This window comes from Bizionia sp. M204 (genome assembly GCF_023205095.1).
Lineage (GTDB): Bacteria > Bacteroidota > Bacteroidia > Flavobacteriales > Flavobacteriaceae > Algorimicrobium > Algorimicrobium hallyeonense.
This window is the reverse complement of sequence record NZ_CP046242.1, coordinates 648,870-673,887: the sequence shown is the minus strand read 5'-3', so window position 1 is coordinate 673,887 and position 25,018 is coordinate 648,870. Positions and strand designations below refer to the sequence as shown.

At 34.8% G+C, this 25,018-nt stretch carries 21 protein-coding genes; 8 read left to right on the top strand and 13 right to left on the bottom strand.

Annotated elements, in window-relative coordinates:
• Positions 1-13 precede the first annotated feature (13 nt).
• The 13 genes from GMA17_RS03045 to GMA17_RS02990 all read right to left on the bottom strand — a co-directional run bounded on the left by GMA17_RS03045 (position 14) and on the right by GMA17_RS02990 (position 15,848).
• Positions 14-1,222: a Xaa-Pro peptidase family protein gene (locus tag GMA17_RS03045; RefSeq protein WP_248399012.1), complete on the bottom strand. Its 1,209-nt coding sequence runs from the start codon at positions 1,220-1,222 to the stop codon at positions 14-16.
• Positions 1,223-1,230: 8 nt separating this feature from the next.
• Positions 1,231-2,523, bottom strand: coding sequence for an aminopeptidase P family protein (locus tag GMA17_RS03040; protein ID WP_248399010.1), 1,293 nt, complete (start codon positions 2,521-2,523; stop codon positions 1,231-1,233).
• A gap of 244 nt (positions 2,524-2,767) precedes the next feature.
• Entirely contained in the window at positions 2,768-3,217 is a 450-nt protein-coding gene (locus GMA17_RS03035) for a heavy-metal-associated domain-containing protein (protein ID WP_248399008.1), read from the bottom strand.
• A 34-nt stretch (positions 3,218-3,251) separates the two neighbouring features.
• On the bottom strand, positions 3,252-5,009 hold the full coding sequence (locus GMA17_RS03030) for an efflux RND transporter periplasmic adaptor subunit (protein ID WP_248399006.1): 1,758 nt from the start codon (positions 5,007-5,009) through the stop codon (positions 3,252-3,254).
• Between the two features lie 67 nt (positions 5,010-5,076).
• Positions 5,077-5,565, bottom strand: coding sequence for a DUF305 domain-containing protein (locus tag GMA17_RS03025; RefSeq protein ID WP_248399004.1), 489 nt, complete (start codon positions 5,563-5,565; stop codon positions 5,077-5,079).
• Between the two features lie 46 nt (positions 5,566-5,611).
• Complete coding sequence (locus tag GMA17_RS15375; RefSeq protein ID WP_256476145.1) at positions 5,612-5,734, bottom strand: hypothetical protein; 123 nt, start codon at positions 5,732-5,734, stop codon at positions 5,612-5,614.
• A gap of 23 nt (positions 5,735-5,757) precedes the next feature.
• On the bottom strand, positions 5,758-8,475 hold the full coding sequence (locus GMA17_RS03020; RefSeq protein ID WP_248399001.1) for a heavy metal translocating P-type ATPase: 2,718 nt from the start codon (positions 8,473-8,475) through the stop codon (positions 5,758-5,760).
• A 63-nt stretch (positions 8,476-8,538) separates the two neighbouring features.
• Positions 8,539-9,126, bottom strand: a complete 588-nt coding sequence (locus GMA17_RS03015; protein ID WP_248398999.1) for a transposase — start codon at positions 9,124-9,126, stop codon at positions 8,539-8,541.
• A 72-nt stretch (positions 9,127-9,198) separates the two neighbouring features.
• Positions 9,199-9,585, bottom strand: a complete 387-nt coding sequence (locus tag GMA17_RS03010; protein ID WP_248398997.1) for a DUF302 domain-containing protein — start codon at positions 9,583-9,585, stop codon at positions 9,199-9,201.
• Between the two features lie 70 nt (positions 9,586-9,655).
• Entirely contained in the window at positions 9,656-10,819 is a 1,164-nt protein-coding gene (locus GMA17_RS03005) for a TolC family protein (protein ID WP_248400609.1), read from the bottom strand.
• Positions 10,820-10,926: 107 nt separating this feature from the next.
• Positions 10,927-11,286, bottom strand: coding sequence for a four helix bundle protein (locus tag GMA17_RS03000; protein WP_248398995.1), 360 nt, complete (start codon positions 11,284-11,286; stop codon positions 10,927-10,929).
• 159 nt (positions 11,287-11,445) lie between these two features.
• Entirely contained in the window at positions 11,446-15,327 is a 3,882-nt protein-coding gene (locus GMA17_RS02995) for an efflux RND transporter permease subunit (RefSeq protein ID WP_248398993.1), read from the bottom strand.
• 107 nt (positions 15,328-15,434) lie between these two features.
• Positions 15,435-15,848 carry a hypothetical protein gene (locus GMA17_RS02990; protein ID WP_248398991.1) on the bottom strand — a complete coding sequence of 138 codons (414 nt, stop codon included), beginning with the start codon at positions 15,846-15,848 and terminating at the stop codon, positions 15,435-15,437.
• Positions 15,849-16,210: 362 nt separating this feature from the next.
• Between GMA17_RS02990 and GMA17_RS02985 the strand changes: the two genes are divergently transcribed.
• The 8 genes from GMA17_RS02985 (at position 16,211) to GMA17_RS02950 (ending at position 24,820) form a co-directional block, all read left to right on the top strand.
• Entirely contained in the window at positions 16,211-16,732 is a 522-nt protein-coding gene (locus GMA17_RS02985) for a 7TM-DISM domain-containing protein (RefSeq protein WP_248398989.1), read from the top strand.
• A gap of 69 nt (positions 16,733-16,801) precedes the next feature.
• Positions 16,802-18,241 (top strand): histidine kinase, encoded by a 1,440-nt coding sequence (locus tag GMA17_RS02980; protein WP_371922412.1) that lies wholly within the window; start codon positions 16,802-16,804, stop codon positions 18,239-18,241.
• 3 nt (positions 18,242-18,244) lie between these two features.
• Positions 18,245-19,003: a LytTR family DNA-binding domain-containing protein gene (locus GMA17_RS02975; RefSeq protein ID WP_248398985.1), complete on the top strand. Its 759-nt coding sequence runs from the start codon at positions 18,245-18,247 to the stop codon at positions 19,001-19,003.
• A gap of 399 nt (positions 19,004-19,402) precedes the next feature.
• A complete protein-coding gene (locus tag GMA17_RS02970) occupies positions 19,403-20,188 on the top strand; it encodes a DUF4412 domain-containing protein (protein WP_248398983.1) in 786 nt (261 codons plus the stop codon).
• 434 nt (positions 20,189-20,622) lie between these two features.
• Positions 20,623-21,957, top strand: coding sequence for an IPT/TIG domain-containing protein (locus tag GMA17_RS02965; RefSeq protein WP_248398981.1), 1,335 nt, complete (start codon positions 20,623-20,625; stop codon positions 21,955-21,957).
• Between the two features lie 176 nt (positions 21,958-22,133).
• The gene (locus GMA17_RS02960; protein ID WP_248398979.1) at positions 22,134-23,342 is read left to right on the top strand and encodes a hypothetical protein; all 1,209 of its coding nucleotides are present in this window, start codon (positions 22,134-22,136) and stop codon (positions 23,340-23,342) included.
• Positions 23,343-23,515: 173 nt separating this feature from the next.
• Complete coding sequence (locus tag GMA17_RS02955) at positions 23,516-24,220, top strand: lipocalin family protein (RefSeq protein WP_248398977.1); 705 nt, start codon at positions 23,516-23,518, stop codon at positions 24,218-24,220.
• A gap of 75 nt (positions 24,221-24,295) precedes the next feature.
• The gene (locus tag GMA17_RS02950; RefSeq protein ID WP_248398975.1) at positions 24,296-24,820 is read left to right on the top strand and encodes an outer membrane beta-barrel protein; all 525 of its coding nucleotides are present in this window, start codon (positions 24,296-24,298) and stop codon (positions 24,818-24,820) included.
• Positions 24,821-25,018 lie beyond the last annotated feature (198 nt).

The window sequence follows — 25,018 nt, the reverse complement described above, 5'->3', positions numbered from 1 at the left end:
CTAAACAATTAAATTAATAACCAAAAGGGTTATCTATACTATGGATGGGCTGAGTAAACCATTTTGGTCCCGAATTTGTCATATATACATGGTCTTCATGACGAATTCCAAACGCATCTGGCACGCAAATCATAGGTTCAATACTAAACGTCATGCCTGGCTCTAAAACCGTGTGGTCGTTTTTAACAATATAAGGCCATTCGTGAATTCCTAAACCAATGCCATGACCTGTTCTATGTGGTAATCCCGGTAATTTATAATCAGGGCCTAAACCATGTTTTTCTAAAGCAACGCGAGCTGCTTTATCAATGTCTGCACAGGTATTTCCTAATTGAGACGCTTTAAAAGCAGCCAATTGTGTTTCTTTCTCGATATTCCAAATACGGGTTTGCTCCTCATTAGCAGTTCCAAAAACATAGGTTCTGGTAATATCTGAAAGATAATCATGAAGCATACAACCGGTATCAATCAATACCATATCGTTTTCTGCTAAATCTTTAGGCGCTTTGACGCCATGGGGAAACGAGGAATCGACACCAAACAACACGATACAAAAATATGAACCTGTTGGAATGCCGTGCTTTTTATGCGCTTCATGAATAAAATCTGTAACCTCTTTTGCCGAAATCCCTACGCGTAAAATTCGAGCTGTCGCTTTTTGAACCTCCAGCGTAATATCCATAGCATGTTGCATAATTGCAATTTCTGTTTCAGACTTTACCATTCTGCACCCAGCCGTAATGGATTTTGCGTTGATTAAATTATAAGCGTTTTGCGCATTTTTAATGCCATCAATTACAAAAAAGGGTGTGGATTCATCCATCGCAATTTTTCCTGCTTCTACCCCATTATTTTTCAGGATGTCTACAAATAGCTTGTAAGGCGATTCATGTTCTATCCAACATGCAATAGTCCCTTCAATGAGCATAAAATCTAATATGGTTCCTTTTTCAAATTCAGGCGCTATATAAATAAGGGTTCCATTTGGAAATAATAAAGCACCTACCATGCGCTCACTAGCACTCCATTTCATGCCTGTAAAATAAAATAAATTGGTCCCAGCATTCAAGTACATCGCTGGTATATTTTGATCTTGCATTAACTGACACGCCTTGTCAATACGCTGTTGAAATTCTTCTTTTTTTATGGGCTTAATCAAATGTGCTGTTGGTTTAATAGCGTTTAACTCTGCTTCTATTGTTGATCCTCCTATTCCTATCATCTTATTTATTATTTGGTCATTAATGCTTCAATATCACTAATTTCGATTGGCATTTTTTCTGTTAAATTTATAGTTCCATTTTCTGTAATGAGATAATCATTCTCTAACCTGCAACCAATACCTTCTTCAGGAATATAAATCCCAGGTTCGCAAGTGAGTACCATTCCCGCTTCTAAAGGTCGTGAATACAACCCAACATCATGCACGTCTAATCCAATATGGTGTGCCGTACCATGCATAAAATATTTTTTATACAAGGGTTTATCTGGATCCTGATTTGCAACCTCATCAGCGTTTAATAACCCTAAAGCTATCAATTCAGTTTCCACCAATCGCGCCATTTGAGTTTCGTAATCTGAAGGTAAAACACCAGGTTTTAATAATTCACTCCCTTCTTTTAAACACTTTAAAACAGCAGAATAAACCTCTTTTTGTCTTGCTGAAAACTTACCGTTTACCGGAAAACAACGGGTTGTATCACTATTATAATTGGCATAGCAAACGCCAAAATCCAATAATATCATATCGCCAGATTTACATAAGGCATCGTTTGCATTATAATGCAAAGCACAGGCATTTTTTCCTGAAGCCACAATGGGTTTAAAGGCATGTCGGGTTGCGCCCGATTGTATTAAATTATAGGATAATTCGGCTTCCAATTCGTATTCCTTTATGTCTGGTTTGCACGCTTTTAAAACGCGCATAAAACTAACAACGCTAATAGCTGCAGCCTTCTTAATTTGAAGAATTTCTTCTTCATGTTTTATGGGGCGTAGCGCTCTTGTTATTTTTGCAGCGCGATAATAATCATGCAAAGGATATTTTTCTTTACACCATTTAATCATTCTGTCTTGTTGCGTTTCTTGGTCCTTGGTAACTCGTTTTAAATGTTCATTATGTCCTAGATAAAACCCATCGGCTTCAAAAGCCATGTATTGTAAGGTCATTTCAAAATCATGAATCCACTCAACACGTTCAATTCCTGAAATTTCTATGGCTTGTTCTTTGGTGAGTTTTTCACCATCCCAAACTTTTATCTGTTCATTGGTTTCCTTGATAAATAAAATGGCTTTATTTTCTTTTTTGTAGGCATCCGGATAAAGCACTAATATCGTATCTTCTTGATCAATTCCAGAGAGATAAAATAAATCGTTGTTTTGCGTAAAACCCATAACATCGTCGGCATTGTTATGTTTTACATCGTTAGATGTTAAAATAGCAATGGTGTTAGGTTGCATTTTAGAAATAAAGTTCGTTCTGTTTTTTTTGAATAAGGTATTTGGAATGGAGTCGTATCTCATATTGAACTTTTGTGTAAATATAACGTAGCTGTAAAATGGATAAAATCGAAAGTAATCCTTTTATTTGAAAATAGCAATCCGTTGCGCTGGTATTGATACTGAAATTAGGCGCTCACCTCCAACTTTTATAGTCGTGTAATGCGTTGCTGTGAATTAAGCTTTTCACGAAAATATGCGTACGTTTTTATATAAAAAAGCTGACTAAAATATAAGTTTTAGTCAGCCTTTTTTCATTATTTAAGAATTAACCGTCGTGATTAGTATGATCTTCCGCTTTCATGTCACCAGATTGGTTCATTTCCATATCATGGTCATATTTACAACAGCCTGGTAAATTTTCGTAAGCATCTAAATCACCTGTTGCTTTTTCCGTATCGTAACCCGATGCTGCAATGGCGTTGTGAATGGCCATTTCGTTTGTTTTTTCATTATCATAAGTCACATCGATTTTCTTTTTATCAACGTCCCAAATGGCAATAGACACACCTTCCACACCATTCGCGGCTTTTTCAATAGTGGATTTACACATTCCACAATTACCTCTTACACCAAAAGAAACCTCTGCCATAGCTAGTTCTTGTGATACTTCGGTTGTTGTTTCTGTTTCTTGTTTCGCTTCGTTTTTACAACTTGTGAAACCTATAGCTGCTAATAGCGCTACACCTAAAATTACGTGTTTGTTTGAAAAATTCATAGTTTAAAATTTAATTATTAATTATTGTGTTTACTTATTCTATTACCTGTTTTACGTCGCCACAAGTAAGCATAGCGTCTCCAAAATACGGATTGAAAACGGTTTCTTCCTTACTTAACCAATAGGCGCCTTTATTATTATCTACCATCGGACAGTATTGATGATACACTTTTTCATTAATACCAAAGACTTCAATAGCATTGGTTAATTGCCTTGATAGGCTTTTAAAATTAGTTCTTTGAACTTTAATATCTGTCGTTTTGGAAATGGCTATGGCTGCCGCTTTTATGTCGGTTTCTAAAGCCATCCAATGGTTATGAACATCATTATTTTTTAGAAGTTTCATATCCACTTTAGCTGTATTTTCTATAAGTTCTTTTGATTTGCTTTGTACCTTTTTGGAATCATCTTCAACTAAAGCATCTTTTAATTGGATATAGTCATTAAAAACGGTTTTTAATTGATTTTGAAATGCTTTTGGTACGTTGACTCTTTCATTCAAATTGAAAGGCGCTTTAGTTTCATTTGAAGCTGTTTCTTCCCTATTTTGATGTGCTTCGTGACCTGACGCTTTATTCATCATGGATTTTTTCCCTTGTAATTGTGCTGCGGCATCTATGGTAAATGTGCCGTTGGTTACGATTTCGTTTCCAGCAAATAAGCCTTCTAAAACTTGGTAGTTATCACCTATTTTAGTACCTAAAGTAATGTTACGCATTTCAAAAATGGGTTGATTAGGATCGGTTTTTAAATATACCACAGAGCGTTCACCTGTCCACATAACGGCTGAAGCTGGAATGGTTAAAACCTCATCTTTAGTTGAAGTAACACCTTTAATTTGCCCTTCAACAAACATACCTGGTTTAAAGATATTCTCTTTATTATTTAAAACCGCTCTTAATTTTACAGTCCGTGTTTGGGTATTTAAAATCGGGTCTATAAAATCGACTTTCGCCTTAATGTCTTCATTAATATTAGCATTTGTTGTTATAGAAATCTCCTGACCTTTTTTAAATAAATCAATTTGATTCTCATACACATCAAAACTCGCCCAAACCGTATTGAGATTGGCTATTTTAAGTAATGGCTGACCTTGTTTAACATAGTCGCCTTGTTCAACCAGTTTGTCTGAAACCGTACCAGAAACAGTTGCATACACAGGAAAATTTTCTTGTACGTTTCCCGATGTTTCAATTTGATTGATTTGGCTTTCAGACAATTTCCATAACTTCAATTTATTACGAACCGCTTTGTATAAAGCAGGTTGCGACTCTTTTAAAGACGAGGCTGTAATGAGTTCCTGTTGTGCGGCATACAGTTCTGGCGAGTAAATAGTTGCTAATAACTGACCCTTACGAACTTCTTCGCCTGTAGAATTCACGTTCAAGCGTTCTAACCGTCCTGAAAAATAACTGACTTGTACGGCATTTGCCTCTTCATTTTCCACAATTTTTCCAGATAATTTGATGGTATTACCTTCTGTTTGCCCACTTCCAACAATAGAGGTTTGAATGTTTGCCAAAGCCATGGCGTTTTCGGTGAGCTTGAACTGATCGGCTAACAAACCATCTGCACCAGCTTCTGCAGGAATTAAATCCATGCCACAAATAGGGCAATCGCCAGGTTCGGGTTGCATAATTTGTGGATGCATAGAACAGGTCCACATTTGATTGATTTCTGTTACGGCATCATGATTGTGTTCAGTTTCATTATTGGATTTTCCACCGAAAATTAACCAACCTAAAAGTAATCCTACTCCTAAAATTGCGATGTAAATGCTATATTTTTTCATAATTTATTCTTTTTGACCAAGACCTAACAGGTTTTTGAAACCTGTTAGGTCTGGATTAGGATTGTACTTATTTTTCATTTTCCAAACGCTTAATCATTGCCTTCATTTCTTCAATTTCTTTTCGCTGTGCTTCAATAATATCCTCTGCTAACTTTTTGACTTCTGGGTCTTTGATATCTGCGCGTTCACTTGTTAAAATTGCGATGGAATGATGTGGAATCATACCTTTCATCCATAACACATCGCCAACGGTTGATTTTTGGTCACGTACCAAACCTAAAGCACCAAGAAAAAGGACGATGCTACCAATGATTATTCCCAGATTTTTCTTTTTATCCTTATACATAGTCTTCATAAAGAAGAACATAATTAAGGCCATGGCTGCAATGCCTAAACAGACCATATAAAATCTGGTTAAACTGAACCAGACATGGTCAAACTCATAAGTGTTTAAGTACATGGTAATATACATGGCTATAAATGAGCAAACCAACATTAGAAAGAATTTTGTGTAATTGCTCATTCCGTTTTTGCTTGTATCTTTTAGCGTATTCATAATTTTAAGTTTTTAAATTAATAGTCGTTTAAATTTTTGTTGTTCTTTAATAGTCCATAATCGTTATCGGAATTTTGAAACCTAACAGTCCACGATAGCTATCGGGATTAAAACCTGTTAGGTTTGGTTTCGTGCTAAATTTATACTTTAGATAACTCATTGTTTTCATTTTAATTCGTTTTGCATTAATTATTAAATTTTTGCACTTCGTAAGCGCAACGCATTCCCAATAACAGAAACCGAACTAAAGCTCATGGCCAGTGCTGCAATCATTGGCGATAGTAATAATCCAAAAAACGGAAATAAAACGCCTGCCGCTATTGGAACGCCTAGTGTGTTATACACTAACGCAAAAAACAGGTTTTGTTTAATATTTTTCATAACACCATGACTTAAGTTTTTGGCTTTTACAATGCCGTGCAAATCACCTTTAACCAAAGTAATCATAGCGCTTTCAATGGCGACATCAGTTCCTGTTCCCATAGCAATACCAACATCACTTTTGGCCAAGGCAGGCGCATCGTTGATTCCATCGCCAGCCATGGCAACCACCTTACCTTGTTTTTGAAGTTTTTCGACTTCCTTTAATTTGTCTTCAGGCAACATGCTGGCTTTAAAATCGGCAAGATTTAATTCCGTTGCAACCGCTTGTGCTGTATTGTGGTTATCGCCTGTTAACATAATAACCGCAATTCCTTTGTCCTGAAGCTGTTTAATGGCTTTGGCACTTGTGGTTTTGATTTTATCGCCAATGACGACATAACCAACAACATTTTCGCCAATGGCTAAATAAGAAACGGTTTTACCCTGTTTTTGATAGCTTTTTGCTTCGTCTTCCATTTCCGAAGAAATTTCAGCATTTGCATGTTCCATCATTTTAGGGTTTCCTAATGCTACGGTTTTACCGTTTATGGTTCCTTCAACACCTTTACCTGTTACAGCACTAAAATCAGTAGACTTCAATAATTCGGCATTCTTATCTTTTCCATATTTAACGGTTGCTTCAGCTAATGGATGTTCAGAATTACTATTTAAGGACACGATATATTGAAGGACTTTTTCTTCGGAATATTCATTTCCAAAAGCACCAACTTTTTCCACGGTGGGTTTGCCTTCGGTAATGGTTCCTGTTTTATCTACAATTAAAGTATCTACTTTGTCCATTTTTTCGAGGGCTTCGGCATTTTTAATCAGCACACCATTTTGAGCGCCTTTCCCAACACCAACCATAACAGACATAGGTGTTGCCAATCCTAATGCGCATGGACAGGCAATAATTAAAACCGCAATAGCATTCACAAAGGCATACACATAAGCAGGTTCTGGTCCCCAAATGGCCCAAACTACGAAGGTTATTAATGAAATGATAACCACAACTGGCACAAAATAACCAGACACTTTATCGGCTAAATTTTGAATGGGCGCGCGACTTCTGCTCGCATCGTTAACCATGTGGATAATTTGAGAAAGTAAGGTGTCGCTTCCAACTTTTTCAGCTTTCATCAGGAACACTTGATTCCCATTTATGGTACCACTACTTACGTTATCACCAACCGTTTTGTTAACAGGAATTGGTTCTCCAGAAATCATGGATTCGTCAACCGTAGTTTCACCTTCGGTTATGGAACCGTCAACAGGTATTTTATCACCTGGTTTTACTTTTAAAATATCGTTTAATTCTATTTTATCAATACTTACTTCAACATCTTCGCCATCTACAACTTTTGTGGCTTTGTTTGGTGCCAGTTTTAACAATTCTTTTACGGCTGAATTGGTTTTACTATGCGCACGTGCTTCTAACAATTGCCCTAGTAATACCAAGGTTAAAATAACCGTTGCAGCTTCAAAATAGACATGAACTGCGCCAGATTCTGATAAAAATTGTTCTGGAAAAAAGTCAGGAAAGAACATCCCAAACACACTAAATAACCATGCCACACCAGCTCCAATACCAATAAGCGTGAACATATTGAGGTTCCACGTTTTGATGCTTCGGTAAGCACGTTCAAAAAACATCCAAGTAGCATAAAATACCACTGGAATGGACAATACAAACTGTACCCAATTCCAGTTGACTTGATCCATAAGGTTGTATAATGGATTGTTGGTGAGCATTTCACTCATGGCAATGATGAAAATCGGCAAGGTGAATATGGATGCTATCCAAAATTTCTTCAAGAGTTTTTTATAGGTCTTTTCTTCTGAAGACAAGTCGGGTTCCATAGGCACTAAATCCATTCCGCAGATAGGACAATCTCCTGCTTCGTCTTTTATAACTTCTGGATGCATTGGGCAAGTCCATTGTTCTGCATTAGAAGTTGCTAGGTTTTGTTCCTCTACCAAATCCATTCCACAAACTGGACAATCGCCAGCTTTGTCATAGGTTTTATCGCCTTCACAATGCATGGGGCAATAAAATGTTCCAGTACCTTTGCCTTTAGGTATTTCTACTTTTGCATTTTGAGATGGCTTTTCTCCAAGTTTATGAATGCTATAACTTCCACCATCGTTTTTTAAGGCATCCTGAAATGTTTCAATTGGAATATGCGATGCCATTTCAATGGTAGCTTCTTTCTTTTCTAAATTGACGCTTGCCTTTGAAACACCTTCTACTTTAGAAAGTATGTCTTCAACGTGGTTGCGACAGCCGTTGCAAGTCATGCCGTGTATGTGATATGTGTGTTTCATCTCGTCATCGTTCTGAATGTGAATCGTATAAGTGTCACCATCCATTTTCAAAGCCTCTTGAAAGGTTTCAATAGGAATATGCGATGTCATTTCAATCGTAGCTTCTGCCTTTTCTAAATTGACGGTTGCATTAGAAACACCTTCTACTTTAGAAAGTATGTCTTCAACGTGACTGCGACAACCGTTGCAAGTCATGCCGTGTATGTGATATGTGTGTTTCATTTTTGTTGTTTTATAGACCTAACAGGTTTTTGAAACCTGTTAGGTCTGGTCTGGTTTATTTTTTTATTCTAAAATTAATTCCTGCAACGTCTCAATATTCAACTTTTTGGAACTTAATACATGCTTAAAATTATTCACATCACTAAATAGCTCTATTACCTCATCTCTTTTTATAGACGTTTCTTGATCGCTTATCAAGGCATCATAAGATGAATGTTTATATGTTCTATAATCTTCTATTTGATGATGGGTAGAATTTGTATTTAAATATATAATAAGGTTTCTCAAGTAATTCTCTTCTGTAATTTTTATTCGCTTTAAATGTTCTTGAAACAAGCTTCCTCTTCTATTATACCTTTTGTTAATGGCTTTAGTATAAGCGTTCATCATGTTTGAAATAGGTTGGTGCAAACTGATTTTACTATTATTTTTACCAACTTCTTGTTGCGATTCCTCTTTGAATTTTATAATAACATGAAAATGATTTGGTAGTAAGCAATAGCTGTAAACATCCGCTACAGAAAGCAAATACTTCTTCATTAAAACCAAGAAATAGCTATAGTTTTCTTGTTCTAAAAAAATGTTTTCATCGTTGTTCCCTCTATTGTATAGATGGAAAAAATGTTCTGCTTCAAAAGGTTGATGTTTCATTTTTATTTGTGTTATTATTTAGACCTAACAGGTTTCAAAAACCTGTTAGGTCTTTTAGGTCTGGTTTGTTAATTAAAGCGTATCAATAACCGATTTCAATTTATTGGTTATTTCTTCGGCAATCCCCTTTAAATCATCATTTTCTACAGCTTGCATGCTAGCCATAGGATTTACGGCGGAAACTTCAATATCGCCAGATTCCAACCTCTGTACAATAACATTACAAGGTAACATGGTGCCAATCTTATTTTCTGCCAATAGTGCTTTATGCGCATACGTTGGATGACATGCTCCCAAAATTTTGTAGTCGTTAAAATTGACATCCAGTTTCTTTTTAAGCGTTGCTTTAATATCAATTTCCGTTAAAACGCCAAAGCCTTCCGTTTTGAGTGCTTCTGTTACGTTTTCTATAGCGTCATTAAAATTTCCTTTTACTGTTTTGTTAAAATAATACGTCATAATGTGCTGTTTTTAATGTTAATAATATAGTTTAGAACTAACAGGCCTGTTCAATCTTAAAATACGAAAATTAACTCGTTAAATAATTTATAAGTATCGTTTGAACGTAATAAGTTTTTATGGACTCTATTTGATTCATCTGAAATTTTAATTGTAATTCCTGAATATCCAAAACATCATTAAAATCAATGGTTCCTGTTTCATAGCTTTTCACTAAAATCCTTTCAGCATCTTTGGCTTGTTTTAGATTTTTCTCCTGCGTATCGAATTTAATTCGTGACTGATTACGCTGCGAAATGGCTTTCGACAGTTCCGCTTTCAGTATATTTAAGCGTTCCGCCTTTTGAGATTGTATTTCCTGTTTTCGTAATTCATTTTGCTTGCTTTGTGAGCTGTATTTTTTATTGAAAATGGGAATAGAAACCGTCAGCATGGGCATTACCATATCTTTATAGGAACTGGTAATCATGGGGCTATTTTCTTGATTAATGTATTCCACACCAAAACCTATCATGGGTCCACGTTCTTTTTGGTTTAGTAATTCGGACTGTTCCACAGATTGATACAACTTGTCATACTTGAGTAATTCTGGGTTTATAGATAAACTATCATAGCTAAAGAAATTGTCGCTTTCCGGAATTTTCATGGTTGAAACCACAGATACCTCAACATCGTAGTCCCGATTTAGTAAACTATTCAGAGCAGCTTGAATACCTATATGTTGTTGATTTAACACCTCTTTCTCTTGTTGTAATTCGTTTTGTCTAATCTGTAAACGTAAGACATCTACGGCTGATGCTTTGCCGACTTCTACCGAAGTCAATGCCAATTGCTCATAGGTTTTTAATAAGCTAATAGTGTCATCAAGAACATCTTGTTTGGCGCTTATTTCATACAGTTGATAATAGAATTGCGACACAGACACCGCTAATTTCCGTTTGACTATGGTGATGTCTATATATTGCGCATCAGCCATAGAAGTCGCATAATTTTCTCGTGCAGTTATAGTACCAAACCAAGGCAGCATTTGCATAACGGATACCCTAAAGTTTTCCATAGGCATTTCCATTTCAGGTTTCACAGCCATAACGCCCAAATTAAATTCGGTGTTTGGCAAACTGTTGACTTCGTTTACTTTTTCGGAAGCAATTTGATATTGAAAATCAACCTTTTGAATTTCGGGATTGTTCTCTAGAGCTTCGTTTATGAGGGTGTTTAAATCTTGAGCACTCATAGAGTGAAAAGTGAAAAGTGAAAAACTACAAATCAAAACAATTCGCAAAGGACAGGTGACTTGCGGAAAACTAAAAACTCGTATTCGTAATATGTTTATAAACTGTTTCATTTTTGAATTTTTGATTTAGTGGTTTTAATAGAACTTACTAACATGGCAACTAATTCTTTATTAAAACCAACATGTAATTGATGTGCGTCTTCATGTATATAACCAGTATCTTTCAACAAATCCAACCAATACAATGTTTCATTAGCTTCTTTCAGTGAAATACTCATTTTATGTACAAAATCGGCCTTACTTTGAGCAAATTCCGCTTCACGAATTAATGCGCCAATTGCAGTTCCACTTCTCAAAAACTGATTGCTTAAAACATATTCTTTTCGCTCATTTACCAATAATTGGGACAACTTTACTACCAAAACTGCAAAGGCATAACTTTTATCTTTTAAAATGCTTTTACTCATAACTTTAAACTTTTAGTTTTTCACTTATCACTTTTCACTTTTCACTTTTAGTTTTTCACTTCTCACTTTTCACTTTTCACTCTTCACTTTTAATTTTTCACTTCTCACTCTTCACTTTTAGTTTTTCACTTCTCACTTTTCACTTTTCACTCTTCACTTTTAGTTTTTCACTTTCAACTCCGCCCTCCAGCTATACAATACTGGAACCACAAATAAGGTGATTAGTGCAATTAACATGCCTCCAAAACTTGGGATAGCCATCGGAATCATGATGTCACTTCCGCGTCCTGTAGATGTTAAAATGGGTAATAATGCTAAAATGGTGGTTGCTGTAGTCATTAAACAGGGTCTGATGCGTTTTTCGCCGGCTTCCACAATAGATGCTCTAATTTCTTTTCTATTTTCTGGCGTATTTCTATCAAATGTTTGCGTTAAATAAGTCGCCATAACCACACCATCATCAGTTGCAATTCCGAAGAGCGCAATAAACCCAACCCAAACGGCCACACTTAAATTAATTGGATGCATCTGAAACAGGTCGCGCATATTTTCTCCAGCGACATTGAAGTTTAAAAACCAATCTTGTCCATACAACCAAATCATGATGAATCCACCTGCGAAGGCAACCGCAATTCCGGTAAACACCATTAAAGACGTGGATACAGAACGGAATTGGAAGTACAGAATCAAAAAGATAATTGCTAAAGCTAAAGGCACAACAACCGATAAGGTTTTTTCGGCTCGCAACTGATTCTCATAGGTTCCTGTGAATTGGTAATTAATCCCTTTAGGTACAATCAATTCACCAGAAGCTATTTTACTTTGTATTAAAGCTTGTGCGTTTTCAACAACACTTACTTCTGCAAAACCAGCTTGCTTGTCAAATAATACATAACCGACTAAAAAGGTGTCCTCACTTTTAATCACTTGTGGACCTTGTTCATAACGAATGCTTGCCAATTCACTTAAAGGAATAGGACTACCTGTTGAAACAGGAATATAAATTTGTTCTAAATCAGACGGATTCCCGCGCAATTCTCTTGGATAACGCACACGAACACCATAACGTTCTCTGCCTTCAACGGTTTGGGTTAGTACCATGCCACCAACTGCGACTTGTATTACGTCTTGCACATCTTGAATAGAAATACCATAACGGGCAATTTTTTCTCTATCAATATCAATTAGCAAATACGGTTTCCCAACAATACGGTCGGCAAAAACCGCTTCTTTTTTAACACCTTCAGCTTCTTTTAATATCGTTTCTAATTGCACGCCAAACGCTTCAATTTGTTTTAAGTCTTGTCCTTTTACCTTGATTCCCATGGGTGCTCGCATGCCTGTTTGAAGCATGACCAATCGGGTTTCAATAGGTTGTAGTTTTGGTGCTGACGTTACACCTGGTAATTTGGTGACTCGTACAATTTCATTCCAAATATCATCAGGTGATGTAATTTCTGGTCGCCAGTTTCGGTAGAATTCACCATCGTTGTCTTCTATTAGTTGAGATTGTTTAACGCCAGTTGTCACTTCGAGTGATTCTGATTTTTTATCAGAATTGTATCGAGAAGTATTGGGTCTCGATACATCACTCGTGCCTCGTGACACTCGACCTGACGTCTCCTTGAATCTTTCACTTCCATCGTACGCCAATCGTCCATCGGTCAATTCAAACAAACCATCCTCATTCACTTTATAACGCTGACGCTCGCCATCATCATTCAGCATATATTCCGGTTTATACTGAATCATGTTTTCGTACATCGATAAAGGTGCCGGATCTAAAGCCGATTCGGTTCTACCTGCTTTACCAACAACGGTTTCAATTTCTGGAATGCTGGCAACGGCCATATCCAATTGCTGTAACACCCGTTTATTTTCTTCAACTCCAGAATGTGGCATTGAGGTTGGCATCAATAAGAAAGAACCTTCGTTTAATGAAGGCATAAATTCTTTTCCTGTGTTTTTCATGATGAAAAAACCAGCCATTACAATCGCCGTTGGAACAGATAGAAACAATAGTTTATTATCTAAACACCATCTTAAAATACGCGTGTAATAACTTCGGAATAACATAAAACCACCCAACAATCCAAAACAAATGACACTTACAAAAATGAGATTCCAAAAGATGCTTTTATCGACTCCTAATGGTCTCCAATATTCAGCTAAAAGGAACACGATAGCAGCTGCAGAAATGATTATATTAATAATATTTGCGCGCTTTGCATCAATAATATTTTGAAGTTTTAATAGACCTGAAATTCCAAAACCTATCAAAATGATTCCTAACCAATAACCATAAATAAGACCCATTATTCCTGCTATTATTAAAGCTGCATTTATAAGGTAACTAAAACGCGTTTTGATGCTTTTTCTTCGGAATAAATAGGCTGCAAAAGGTGGAATTATAAATAAAGCCACAATAAGGGAAGCGGTTAATGCAAAGGTTTTTGTAAAGGCTAATGGTCTGAATAGTTTGCCTTCGGCTCCAATCATAGTAAATACAGGAATGAAACTAATAATGGTTGTCATTACTGCGGTTACAATGGCACCAGAAACTTCAGCTGTGGCGTTGTAAACCATTTGGTTTATTGAACGTTTGTCATTCTGAACAGCGTGAAGAATCTCATCTTCAGAATCTGCGTCGCTATAATCATTTTTAATTTTTAATTTTTCACTTTGAACTGTTCGCTTTTCACGTTCAACTTCCAAATGCCTGATGATGTTTTCTGAAAGTATGACACCAACATCCACCATGGTTCCAATAGCAATGGCAATACCAGAAAGTGCCACAATATTGGCATCGACATTGAAGAGTTTCATGGCGATAAATACCATTAAAACCGCAACTGGTAATAAGCCAGAAATTAAAATAGAAGCGCGAAGGTTAAATACCATAATGATAATCACCAAAATGGTAATTAAAATCTCTAAAGTTAAGGCTTCGTTTAGTGTGCCTAAAGTTTCTTGAATCAGTTCACTCCTATCGTAAAATGGCACAATAGTCAGTTGGGATGTACTACCATCTGCTAAAACTTTGGATGGCAATCCAAAACTTAATTCGTTGATTTTTTCTTTGACGTTGTTGATAACTTCCATCGGATTTGCACCATAACGTGCCACAACAACGCCTCCAACAACTTCTGCACCTTCCTTATCTAATATGCCGCGTCGTGCTGCAGGCCCTAATGATACCTTACCAATGTCTTTAATTTTTAGGGATGTGAAATCTTCGGAAGCAACAACAGCATTTTCTATGTCTGCAATAGATTTTACGTAACCCAAACCACGCACTAAATATTCGGCTTGATTGATTTCTAATGTTTGCGCACCAATATCTTTATTACTTTCCTTAACGGCTTTTACAACTTGGTCTAACCCCACATTGTATTGACGCATCAGTTCCGGGTTCACATCTACTTGATATTCTTGAACATAACCACCAATGGAAGCCACTTCAGAAACGCCACTTGCCGACGATAAGGCATATTTTACGTAGTAATCTTGAATGCTTCGCAATTCGTGCAAATCCCAACCACCAGTAACGTTTCCGTTTTTATCACGACCTTCTAATGTGTACCAAAAAATTTGTCCTAAACCTGTGGCGTCTGGACCCAACGCTGGATTCACATCTTCGGGTAATAATCCACTAGGTAGGGAATTGAGTTTTTCTAATATGCGACTTCGGCTCCAATAGAATTCTACATCTTCTTCAAAAATGATATAGATACTTGAAAACCCAAACATGGACGAACTTCTGATGGTTTTTACACCTGAAATTCCCAATAAAGACGTCGTTAAAGGATAAGTAATTTGGTCTTCAATATCTTGGGGTGAACGACCTTCCCATTTCGTGAAAACAATTTGTTGGTTTTCGCCAATATCTGGAATGGCATCGACGGCCACAGGGTTGCTTGGTAAAAACCCAGTATCCCAATTAAAAGGGGCATTCACAGTTCCCCAACCTACAAAAAGGACGAGTAACAGAACAGCTACGAGTTTATTCTCTATTAAAAATTTGATGCTTTTATTCAGCATGAGTATTGATTATTAAACAGTTAGACATTGATGTTAGAAAAACATCGAACGCAAGAAGTCATCCTAATGAAATGAATCACTGGATAACAAGGTTTATTGTTTAAAAATCAAATTAAATAGGTCTCGTCAAGCTTGAAGATTTGCCTGATAACGAGTGGAGGTTCGTATGTTGTATAAGATGAAGCTTGGGTGTCAAGATCTTCAAAAAGGTTTAGGTATGTCTGTACAAATGACGCAATAAATACCTGTTGCTCAAAAGAAATTTTATCAACATGTAATTGGAGTTCATCTTGACCATCAACTAGAGTTTGTTCGTTTTTACAACAATCTTTTTTGGTAATCGTACAGCCTTCCGTAGATGGTTTATTCATATCCATACCGCAGCCTTTGGCTTTATTAAAGATAGCGGTTTCTACCAAAGTACCACCACAATAATGCATATCAACTGTGAATGACAACGTCGAAAATAACACGACAAATGCCATAGCAATAGATAGTATATTATGGAATACGTTTTTCATACGATTAGCAAATATACAAAATTTTTAATACACCAAATTTTGTTTAACAGAAGTTTAAAATTTTTAGATATTACTTTAAACTATTAAAAACCTTAAAAGATTTATCTTTTTGCAATGACGAACACAACCAAACCACTGTAATAGTAATTAAAATAAAAATGGTGCACAATAGGCAAGAAGCCTATTTAATATCAAATTAGCTGATTTGGTTAAAATAACTTTCTGAAAACTTGAAAAATGCCACAAAACAATGTGTAGAGGTAATGAAAACCAACCACAATTAAAATTTACCAAATACTAATTAGTAACAGCTGAATTCTAATCTAACATCAAATATGTCAGAATAGATTGGTATTTTAGCTATGATGTTTAAAATTTTAGCAATTTTATTTTTTTACTTTTTATGCGGTATTCCTCAATTATCTGCCCAAATTATGGCCGATTCCATTCCGTTTAAGATTCAATTACTTAACAATCAAAATGTTACCACTCTAAGAAGCGAAAAGAATGTAACTTTTGAAGACGTTAAAGATCTCACCAACTGGAAACCTTATGATTCTTCTTACATAGCTTCTAAAGTGGAATCCATTTGGCTTAAATTTAAAATTAAAAACCGGTCGCAAGATAGCGTTAAGGTGTATTTACATAGTTTAACAGATTACACCCATATTTATCAACAAGTATATTCAGATTATAAAATATTTAAAAATGGATTTTACATTCCATTAATTGAACGAACTAATAACATAGAGCGCATTTTTACAAAATTGAGATTTACGCCTTTTCAAGAATCAGAAATATATGTCAGGTTGGATATTCATACGGATCCAATTCTAACCAAACCACATATGTATTCGGAACGAGCTTATTGGGAAGTCTCTTAAAAAAAATATTCAGATCAATTAAATTCCATAGGGTTTATTTACTTCTATATCATTTCTCTGATTACTATTTTGGTTTTTTCATTGGTTTTTTTGTTTCGCTTGCGCGATAAACTCTATTTGTTTTATCTAGGCTATTTATTTTTTCAAATTGTTTATGGTTTTTTAGTCCTTCAGAAAACATTAGCTCCTATTGCCAATTTTTTTGAGTACATGCCTAAAACGGCATTCAATCTATTTGAATCTATTCAGTTTATTTTTATTGGGTTTTATATATTGTTTATATCCCAATTATTACAAGTAAAAAAGTATGACAATCTACTTGCAAAAATATTGTATTATTTCGCGCTCTTTTGCTTTCTTTATGCCCTTATCTATTTTTCTTTTCATAATTTTTTATTGGATGGAAAATACTACACAAAAACGTTTACAATTATTAGGTTTATTATTCTTCCTTTTAATTTTATTCTCATATTTTGGATTATTTACAAAGTTAAACATGCCTTACTTCACTATTTTATAATTGGTCAATCCTTCTTTTTTATTGGTGCCGCATTAAGTACATATGTTGCTTATACAGGCTTAAATACTATTCCTGGTCATTTTTTTAACTTTACGCAATCGTTAAATATTATTTTTCAGTTAGGCTTGTTAGCCGAAGTGTTTTGTTTTTCACTAGCATTAGGAAAAAATGTATTTATACTGCAAGAAAAAAAGGAAAAAACCACAGCAGAATTAATAAATCAGCTTCGGGAAAATCAACAATTACAAGAAAACATGAATAAGGAATTGGATGATAAAGTACAGAAAAAAACAGCAGAACTTATTCAGTTATACTCTAAAATAGAACTAGAACGCGAACAAAAAATAAAAGAAGATTTTACAAAAAGAATAAGAAAAACGGAAATGACGGCATTACGTTCACAGATGAATCCACACTTTATCTTTAATAGCATGAACGCCATTAAATATTTAATTATGACCTCCGAAAACGAAAAGGCTATGGCCTATTTAGATGATTTTTCGAGTCTATTACGTGGTATTTTACAGAACAGTAATCGCGAAAAAATTACCGTTGAAGAAGAGCTGGAAATTATAGAGCTTTATCTTTCTTTAGAAAAAAGCCGAATGAGTTCAAATTTTAATTATGATATTCAAGTCCAATCAAAAGAAGCACTCTCACAATATCAAATACCACCTTTATTATTGCAACCAATTGTTGAAAATGCCATTTGGCATGGTTTGCAACCAAGTTTAAAAGCCACCAAAAAATTAACACTCATTTTTGACACGACAGAATATTTAAAAATAACCATTGAAGATAATGGAATTGGTAGAAAGGAAAGTGGTAAAAAGAAAAAATTGCACAACTCGATGGGTACTACAATCCTTTTGGATCGCTTAACCTTATATAATCATTTAAACGATCATAACATCAAGTTTAAAATTGAAGATATTGAAGAAGAACACCGTATACTAGGATCACGAATTACATTAACTTATGATTATTAAACTATGACTAAAATAATAATTATTGACGATGAAAGCCATTGCACCAATGTTTTGGCTAATTTGATAGAAAAAGTTCATCAAGACTATACGATAATTGGGATCTTTACGAACCCAATAGAAGGATTGGCTTTCATTCAGAAAAACCCACCAGACTTGCTTTTTCTAAATATTGAAATGCCCAACCTTAATGGGTTTGCTTTATTAGATTGTTTATTTCCACTAGATTTTGATATAATATTTACTACAGCCTATGACCAATATGCAATTAAAGCTTTCCAATACAGTGCTATAAACTATTTGCTAAAACCAATAACTGAAAAAAACATTGTAAAAGCATTTTCAAATTGGGAAAAACGGAGAAAGCAAACAAGCCCTAAACAATGGCACCTACTTCAAGAATACATTAAAGATAGTAGTAAAGTATGTTCTCAAATAGCATTACCTACAGGTGTTGGCTACCAAATTGTGAAAATCACAAATATTATAAGGTGTCAATCAGACAGTAACTACACCTTTATTTTTTGCAAAGAAGAAAATAAAATTTTAATTAGTCGAACTTTAAAGGAAATTGAAGCTCTTTTAAAAGACCATGGTTTCATTCGGGTGCATCAATCACATTTAATAAACCCACAATTTGTAAAGGGTATTTTAAAACACGATGGTGGAAGCTTAATTATGCATGATGATGTGGAAATCCCCGTTTCTAGACAAAAAGCAAAGCAAATTAATGATATCTTAGAAACCATGTTGCGTTTTAAATAATACGCGAACCATTTGGCAAAATTAGGATAATCACACAAAACTATTATCTTAATTAGATTATCTAATTAATTTTGAACCACCAACTATTGGACCGTAATTATGTTACGTAAAATTCACCTATTTCTAGCCTATTAGTTTTTAAAATTTTTAGTTTTCGGTGTTAGCCTTTTTGCATACTATAACATAAAGCGGTAGTGCTTTACAGTAATATATACCCCAATTCTAATTCATTAACACCAAACACTCATTAGGGCTTGTCGTATGTTTTAAATATGATTAATTTAAGCATACCGTTAAGTGTTCAATTAAATAATCAATAACATGAAAAGTACACTTAAAATTTCGTTTATAATTTTGCTTTCTTTTATGTACGTGGTTCCTATTCAAGCGTAACGTGGCATGATAAAGCGTAAGATAAAGAATGAAGTTCGTAAAGACATGAAAGAACAACATGCCGAACCTCAACGAGAAAAAGAACGTGAAGCTATTGAAGATATAACGTATGAAAACGATAAGTGTTATCCCATTCCTGAAAACCCAGTAAAAGCGACTTTAGTTATGGAAACCAAGAGCTTTAAAAACAATGGTAAGCTGAAAGAAACCATGACGGTCAAAATGGTTTTTGGTAATACAGGTGAATGTATGATTATGAATGAAGGTGATAAAAATGAAGCACGCATGCTATTTGATTATGAAGGCGCTGCAACCTATATGATTAATGAAAAAGGGAAAACCGCCACAAAAATGCCCATGATTAATTTCCAGAAAATGGCTAAAAAAAAGGCCGAAAGTGGTGTAGATTTTGAAGATGATAACGGTCAATGGAAACGAACCGATGAGCAACAAGATATTTATGGCTTTAATTGCAGAAAGTATATTTATACAAACAAAAAAGAGAAAACTAAAATGTATGCCTGGGTTTCTCAGGATATTAATATCGATTTAAATGGCAATCATCTTTTTGGTGGACAAATCAAATATTTTTCTAAAATGGCAACCTCAAATAAAATAAAGAATGTGGATGAAAACTTTCCAAAAGGTATGATGGTTCGTTATGTTTACTTCGAAAAAAACAGCGATACACCAAGTATGCAAATGAACATAACTACTTTTCAGAAAACATCAGATGACAAATATTTCGATATAAGCTCATACAAGGTTAATGATGTTTTAGATGGTTTGTGATAATAGACTACAAAATGCCTATTTTATATTAAAAAACAATTAGTGTTTTCTATAATGTTTTTAGTTGGCAAGTATCAAGCTGGAGCCAATAGCGTATAAATCATTCAAAATTATATATTTTAAAAAAAGACTTCAAGCATGAAGTCTTTTTTTATGTAGTAATAGGTATAATCCAAAATAATTTTAAAATTTTTAGAATTCGTGTGTTTACCATGTCGTTTTTAAAACACCAATAGAAAACGACGTTTGGTTAAACTAAATTAATCAAGCCGAAATATAAACAGATATTTTTTGAAAATTAAAAAACTGAATTCTAATGCATATTGGCTATTTACACATAAACACATTCCAAATTCTGATTGCCTCTTGTGAAGGAAACTATACATTTTACTTTTAAATAATTATATCATTTATATAAATCAAAAAATAACACAATGAATTTTTTAAAAAATAATTGCAAAGCATTATTTCTCGTATTAAGTATTGTTTTAACTTATAGTTGCAGTAGTGATGATGATGCGAAACCAACTCCTACTCCTACACCAACCGCAACCTTAAGTAATATGGTGCCAGATAGTGGGCCAAAAGGAACCGTTGTTTCAATTAGCGGAAATCATTTTGGAACCGATATGAATAATATTACCGTTTATTTCAACAATGTGGAAGCAACCATACAATCAGTAACCAACACAGAAATTAACGTAACCGTACCAGCAAGAGCCTACACAGGCTTGGTAAAAGTTCTAGTGAATAGCACAGAATTAATAGGATCAGAATTTGAATATATTATTTCAGATATTCAGGTAAGCACGTTAGCCGGAAGCACGTATGGTTACGCAAATGGAATGGGCTCAAACGCACAATTTAGCTACCTATCGGGATTAACCATGACTGATCAAGGCGACCTGTATGTCACAGACCTTTTTAATCATAAAATTCGGAAAATCACCCCAAGTGGTGTCGTTACTACCTTTGCTGGAAGCACGGATGGTTTTGCAGATGGCATGGGAGCAAGTGCACAATTTGCAAGCCCTATGGACATAACCGTGGATGGTCAGAACAACTTCTATATTGCGGATAACGGCAACAGTAAAATACGTATAATTACTCCAGATGGTATGGTTACTACTTTAGCAGGTAGTGTTTATGGAAATGCTGACGGAATGGGAACAAATGCAGAATTCACCTATCCAAAAGGTATAACTATCGATAATCAAGCTCATCTTTATGTTACCGATATAACGGACTCCTATATTGATAGTCAATTGATTCGAAAAATTACGCCAACTGGTATGGTTACTACTTTAGCGGGAAGTATTGAAGGTTATGAAAATGGATCAGGAGCTAATGCCAAGTTTTCAAGTCCAAGAGGATTAACCGAGGACAATCAAGGAAATGTATATGTAGCCGATAGCGGTAATAATATAATACGAAAAATAAGTCCTACTGGTGAGGTTAGCACTTTTGCTGGAAGTACTTCTGGATACACAGATGGTACAGGAGCGGATGCTAAATTTAATTCTCCAGAAGGAATAACCATAGATAGTCAAGGTAACCTTTATGTTACAGATAGTAAAAATCATAAAATACGGAAAATAACGCCAACTGGTGTGGTCAGTACTATAGCTGGAAGCACCGATGGTTTTGCTGACGGAACTGGTGCCGATGCGCAATTCGATAGACCAGCAAGGATAACTATTGATAATCAAAATACGCTATATGTTACGGATAGTGAGAATTTTAAAGTTCGAAAAATTACCCAAGAGTAACTATTACATAGAAATTTTATGAAATAGCTTAAACAATTATATAGCCAAATGTTGAATACTAATTCATAACAACCAAATACTCAACAAAACACCTCAAATTCTGATTAAGCATTGTGTAGGAAACCTCACACGATAAATTTGTACAAATATTTTTTTAACCCTAATAAAAATTGAACATGACTACTTTAAAAATGAATTTAAAATCAATATTGTTTTTAGCCTTAATCGGCTTCTCATTTGCTAGTTGTAGCAGTGACGACTCCATAGATGAACCACCACAAAACCTTAACCCAACAGTAATTTTAGAGTGTGATGCTTTTCAAAGCAACAATGCTGAAGCTATTTTGGTATTAGAAAATGTTAACGATGGTGTAGACTATATTGTAAACTGCGTGGCATCGGTAGAAATTGATTTAGTAATAAAACCAGGCGTAGTAATAGAATTCTCTGACGGATCCGGTATGAAAGTTAAAGAAAGTGGCTCTATAAATGCCATGGCCACTTCAAGTAATCCAATTAGATTTTCAGGAACTACCAAAGAAAAAGGCGCATGGAAAGGCATTATGGTTTCTAGTGAAAGTTTAAACAACCGCTTCGAGTTTGTAACTATGGAGTATGCTGGTGCTAGTGGATTAACCAGTAATAGCGAGCCAGCAAGCCTTATATTAATGACAGGCACCTATTTCCGATTGAATCTTGTAACTATTAAAAATAGTTTCAGCAATGGTATTGCTGCCACAGGCTTTGATTATAATGTAGAGATTAATAATACAATCATAAATAACTGTAATATCCCTTTATATGTAGACACCAATATTGTAAAAAATATTTCTGGAGGCAATTTTACAGGAAACGCAACGGATGTCATTCGTTTAAGTGCAGGTCAGGATGGTACAATATCAACCAATCAAACATGGAAAACATTAAGTGTACCGTATCGTACTGCTGATGACATCGTAATTAAAAACGGCGCACAATTAACGTTAGAACCAGGTGTTATTTTAGAATTTGAAGATAGCAAAGGACTTGAACTAGATAAACTTTTTAATGAAGGTAGCGCTCTAATTGCAGTAGGAACTCCAACGAACCCAATTACCTTTACAGGTGTGACAAAAGCGCCAGGCGCTTGGAAAGCACTTGCTATCCATAGGTCTTCATCTGTTTTAACGCAATTCAATAACGTTTTAATTGAATACGCTGGTGGTGCAGGAGCTGGTGGTGCTATTGAAATGTGGGTAGATCCCGTTTTAACAGTTACAAACACAACCTTCAAGGACATTGATGCTTGTGCTTTATATAACCGCTATGACCCTACAAATCCAAACCTTACCGAAAGCAATAATACCACAGTAAATGTAAACGGTGATTATATGTGTAATAACTAATTAAATAGCCCTATAAATTGGTTTACTTTATATCGCATGAATAGTCTAAAACAAGTTATAAACCACGCCTAAAAAAACACCTTTTTGAAAACAAAGCAAATTACAATTGCTACAATCATAAAGGTGTGCTTTTAGGATAATCACAAAACTCAAAAATTAAAATTTTTATAATTATGAAAAACACACAAGTAAATTTCAAAATCTTATTTTTAGTACTCGTAACGAGCATCGCTTTTACAAACTGTAGTAGCGATGATGATAGTATACAAACAAATCAAGCACCCAACAATTTTAATGTTATAGACGTAGCTAATGATGCTGATTTGCAGCTTCAGTTATCTTGGGAAACTGCAACAGATCCAGAGGGCGATGTTGTTTCTTACCAAGTTTTTTTAGATACTCAAAATCCACCCCAAATGGCTATTGCAAATAACTTAAATATAACGTCTTATAATACACAAACAGATTTACAAGCAGAAACCACATATTACTGGATGGTTGTAGCAAAAGATACAAATGGAAACACCACACAAAGTAATATAGATTCGTTTACAACCAGAGAGCTGACTACTGGTGAAGCCATATTAGGAAAGTGGTATTTTGAAAGTCAGGCTGGAGCACCGCCATTAACAGAATGTAAGAAAAATTCATTTATCAATTTTACAGATGACTTATTCTTTCAAATAACGAACTATGACGAAGATACTAACGACAATTGCGTATTAATGACGAGTGCAAATGGAACCTACCAAGTTATCGATAGATTTCAAATTGAGGTTACTGTTGATGGCAATGCTGAATTTTGGGATATCCAATCTATTTCACCAACAGAGCTTGTAGTAAACGCAAGTGGAAATATAATAACTTTTATTAAGTAACAATAAAAATCAGGCCGTTTCAAAAACAAATTTGGAATGGCCTGTTATTATTCACCAATTTATTATCACGTAAATATGGAACACACACAAATTTTAAAAAATAACGTCGGCTTATTAACCTGCTGCATTATAATGCTTTTAGGTTTACAAATGCAAGCACAAATAGCCATTGGTGGCGGATTGGGATACAACGAAAAAATTTCGGACCCTGGAATTACCGCAAAAGCCGAGTTTAATATCACAGATGAAATTACTGTATCTCCAGGTATTACCTATTTTTTTGGAAATAACCTCTATGGATTTAATCAAAATACGCTGGCCGTAGATGCCAATGCCCACTATTTCTTCCCAATTCTTGAAAATAAGTTGAAAATTTACCCCCTTTTAGGTGTTAATTATTCAAATTATAAATCAGGCGCTTCCTATTATAGTTATTATTATGAAACCTATGAAGTTAGTGATAGTGCCTTTGGTGTTAATATTGGAGCTGGTGGCCGTTGGCAATTTTCAGAGAAATTAAGTGTGTATCTAGAGCCTAAATATGTGGTAAGCGATTATGAACAAGTTATCGTGAATGCTGGTATCTTATTTCAACTATAATGCGTTCCGTATTTAGTTCTTTTAAAAACTTTCAAAAAAAAGGTACCAGTTGCTATCTTATAAAAATTAAAGAATTATGAATTTCATTATTTAATTACATAAAACGGGCCATCCAAAAACCCAAAAGCTGTTTCCAGCTATCTTCTTTTTAGGGTTAATTACAACCTTATGTAAATATGATAATAATAATAATAAAGG